Below are 3685 nucleotides of genomic sequence, written 5' to 3' on the forward strand. Positions count from 1 at the left end.
AGGCCGAGGTCCGCAACCTGGTCACCCAGCTCCCGCGCACCGACGGGGGAGTGCTGTCGGCCGAACAGTTCTACGTCCACGCCCCTGTCGACGGACTGCCCGGCCGCCTGCCGCACTTCTACCGCTGGCGTACTGCCGACGGCTACAGCAGCGACGTCGTCTCCGCGAACACCGCCATGCCGAGCTCGCGTGCCGCGCTGCTGCCGTTCCGCTTCACCATGATGGGCGACCAGGGCGTCGACGACACCCCGGCACTGCCCGCGGGCATGCCGGCGGGCGCGTACCGCAACAAGTACGGCGAGGGCGACGCCCCCAGCTCCCGCAATGCCGAGAACATCCAGCGCCAGATCGTCGCCAGCAACCCGGAATTCCACATTCTGGCCGGCGACATCTGCTACGCCGACACCTCCCACGGCGGCGGCCCGGACTGGTTCGTCCCCAACGGCAAGGCCGACACCGGCGCCATCGACGCCTACAACCCGTTCGTGTGGGACACCTACCTGCAGGCCATCGAGAGCAGCGCGGGCCACGTGCCGTGGATGTTCGCCACCGGCAACCACGACATGGAAGCCGTCTACGGCACTCACGGCTACGGCGGCCTGATGGCGCGCATGGACTTTCCGGACAACGGGCCCGCGGGCTGCCCGTCGGTGTACTCCTTCACCTACGGCAATGTGGCGGTGCTGTCGCTGGACGCCAACGAGGTGAGCTGGCAGGTCCGCGCCAATCTCGGCTATTCCGGTGGCGCACAGAACAGTTGGGTGGAATCCACCCTGGCCGGCTACCGCGCGAACCCGAGCATCGACTTCATCGTCTGCTTCTTCCACGAGTGCGCCTACGCCACCGGCATCGGCGGCGCCAGCGACGGCGGCGTGCGCGGGGCCTGGGCCGACCTGTTCGACAAGTACCGGGTCGATCTGGTGCTGCAGGGCCACAATCACAACTTCGAGCGCACCGACCCGATGCGCGGCGGGCAGCCGACCAAGGCCGCACCCGACAACTCGATCGTCTACCCGGACACCGACGGCACCGTCTACTACGTGGTCGGCGGGGGCGGCGCGGCGCACGGCACCTTCGCCGCGGGCGACACCTATCGCGGCAACGAGCAGCCCGACACCTTCGTGCCGGAGAGCATCCTGTGGGGCTCCGACGGCAAGGAGGGCAAGGAGGCCGTCGCCTGGTCGCGGGTGCGGTTCAGCCGCTACTCGTTCATTCGCGTGGATGTGCGGCCCGGCGTGTTCTCCAGCGAGATGGACGTGGTCGCGGTCGACGAGCACGGGCGCGAATTCGACACCGTGACCTACCGCCGCCTGGTCTCCCGCTAGCCGCGCACCGCCTTCCCGGGAGCCGTGCCGTCCCCCGCGACGGCACGGCGCATACTGGGTCCCGTGTTACAGACCCGAACACCGCTGCAGTTGAGCAGTTTGGTGAGCTCCTGGCGGTGGGACACCTCGACCGTGCTGGTCATCGCGCTCCTGGGACTCGCGTACGCGGCCTGCTTCCTCAAGGGAAGACAGCGCGGCGAACAGCTTCCGGCGAGCCGGGCCCTCTACTTCGGGCTGGCCGGACTGGGGGTGTGGCTGTACACCGGCGTCGGCATGATCGGCGTCTACTCCGACACCCTGTTCTGGGTGCGCGCGCTGCAGGTGCTCCTGCTGCTCTACCTGGTGCCCTTCGCGCTCGCGGCCGGTGCGCCGTTCACCGTGCTGCGCGCGGCGCTGGGCCCGGCCGGCCGGAAACGCCTGGACGCCATGCTCTCCGGCAGTGTCGCCCGGCTGCTCACCCACCCGGCCACCGCTTCGATGCTGATCCTGCTGCTGCCCTGGGCGTTGTTCCTCTCGCCCTGGTACGAGTCGGTGCTGCGGCACGGGGGCGTCGACGCGGTCACCCGAATCATCGTGGTGGCCATCGGGTTCCTGTACTTCTACTCGCGCCTGCAGATCGATCCGGTGCCCAAGCACTTCACGCAGGGGCTGTCGCTGCTCATCACCATCGCGGAGTCCCTGGCCGACGGCATCCTCGGCATCGTGCTGTGGCTGGGGCCGCTGGTCGCCGCCGGCTACTACGGTTCGCTCGGCCGCACCTGGGGTCCGGACGCGCGCCTGGACCAGACCATCGGCGCGGGCATCCTGTGGCTGCTCGGCGATTTCCTCGGGCTGATCTACTCGCTGGTCGTCATGCGGGCCTTCGCCGCTGACGAGAAGCGCCGGGCCGGGGAGATCGATGCCGAGCTGGATGCCGCCGAGGCGGCGCGGCCGCGGCGGAAGGCGGTGTCGCGCACCGTGACCCGGGACACGGAGGCCGACGACGAGCCGGTGTCCACCGGACTGTGGTGGGAGAACGACCCGCAGCTGCGCGAGCGCTTCCGCCGCTGATCCACCGAAAGGTGACCTGGCTCACCATGTTTGGGAGTCAGTGATATCGGCTATCAATCTGCGTTCTTGGCTACCGTTCAGCTTCTGGCTGCTGGACACTTGGTCACCGCTGTCGGCACACTGGTCGGCACCATCGTCGGCGCGGGCATCGGCTGTGTCGTCGGCATCGTCGGCGGCGCGACGCTGAGCCTGCCGGTGCTCGAGGGCATGGGATTCGGCCCGGTGCTCGGTTGCCTGGCCGGTGCGGGCATCGGCATTCCGCTGGGCGCGGCGGCCGGGTTGATCCTGACCGGGGTGCCCGCGGCCATCATCATCGGCATCGGATTCGTCCAGCGCATCAATGATCCGGCGAACCAGTAGTTATCGGCTTGCGAAGAAAGGCCCGTGTCGACGCTCCCAATCGGGGTGTGAGGCGGCCCTCTTTATGCGCCGAAAGGTTGCCTGGGTCACTCACAAAGGCTCGGCGAACGCAGTCTTAACGCAAAACATACTTTAAGAAGCGGCTTCGCTACGGTTTGGCAACAAGTAGGCAACATTTGCTGGCTTATCCTGATCCGGGTGCTCGATGAGGACCTCGCTCCCAGGAGGGAAGCGCCCGATCAAGAAAGCGACGAGAAGTATGCGTTACACGAAGTTTGCCGCCACCTCGGCTCTGGCCATCGCGGCACTCGGCATCTCCGCCGGGACCGCCTATGCCGATCCCGCGGCCGCCGCTACTCCCGGGATCCACTGGGACACCAAGATCGACGGCGCTTCGGTGGTGCTGAAGACCGACGCGGGCTCGCTGACCACCCAGGACGGCCAGTTCCAGGTGCGTGACAACAACGGCGGCCTGGTCACCCAGTTCCCGCTCAATATCATCACCGGTGACGTCGCCCACCCGGTCGCCGCCGAGATCGACGGCAACACCGCCACCTTCACCCCGAACATGGACCCGGCCGCGAGCTTCGCCGCCCCCGCCCTCCCGGCCCCCGTGGTCAAGGACGTCGCCAGCCAGGCCGACCAGGACGCCGCGTTCGGTGCCGCGGTCAACCAGTTCGGCATCGCCAGCTCCATGGGCACCCTGCTGGGCACCGTCGTCGGTGGTGTGGCCGGCTGCGCCATCGGCGCGTTGGGCGGCGCCATTGCCGGTGTCGTGATCATGTCGGTTCCGACCGGCATCGCGGGCTGTGTCGCCGGCGCCGCGATCGGCATCCCGCTGGGCGCCGCGGCCGGTCTGGTCGGTGTCGGCGGGCCCGCCGCCATCGCGGTCGGCATCGGCCTGTTCAACCGCCTGAACGCGCCGGACTCCACTCCGGCCAGCTAGCCGC

At 68.7% G+C, this 3685-nt stretch carries 4 protein-coding genes; all 4 read left to right on the forward strand.

The window, feature by feature from the left end; all coding sequences use genetic code 11:
• The coding region (locus ACFXN1_RS51460; RefSeq protein WP_379464166.1) for a metallophosphoesterase at positions 1-1325 on the forward strand (1325 nt) is incomplete at its 5' end.
• Between the two features lie 102 nt (positions 1326-1427).
• Entirely contained in the window at positions 1428-2375 is a 948-nt protein-coding gene (locus ACFXN1_RS51465; protein ID WP_379445303.1) for a cytochrome c oxidase assembly protein, read from the forward strand.
• Positions 2376-2441: 66 nt separating this feature from the next.
• Entirely contained in the window at positions 2442-2735 is a 294-nt protein-coding gene (locus ACFXN1_RS51470) for a hypothetical protein (protein ID WP_379445304.1), read from the forward strand.
• A gap of 259 nt (positions 2736-2994) precedes the next feature.
• Entirely contained in the window at positions 2995-3681 is a 687-nt protein-coding gene (locus tag ACFXN1_RS51475; RefSeq protein WP_379445305.1) for a hypothetical protein, read from the forward strand.
• The last annotated feature ends 4 nt before the right edge of the window (positions 3682-3685 follow it).

The sequence above is a fragment of the Nocardia sp. NPDC059154 genome, assembly GCF_042755705.1.
Classification (GTDB): Bacteria; Actinomycetota; Actinomycetes; order Mycobacteriales; family Mycobacteriaceae; genus Nocardia.

What these genes read in the sequence shown, in the direction of transcription:
- ACFXN1_RS51475 (WP_379445305.1), top strand. Translation starts at nt 2,995, where the DNA reads ATGCGTTACACGAAGTTTGCCGCCACCTCGGCTCTGGCCATCGCGGCA.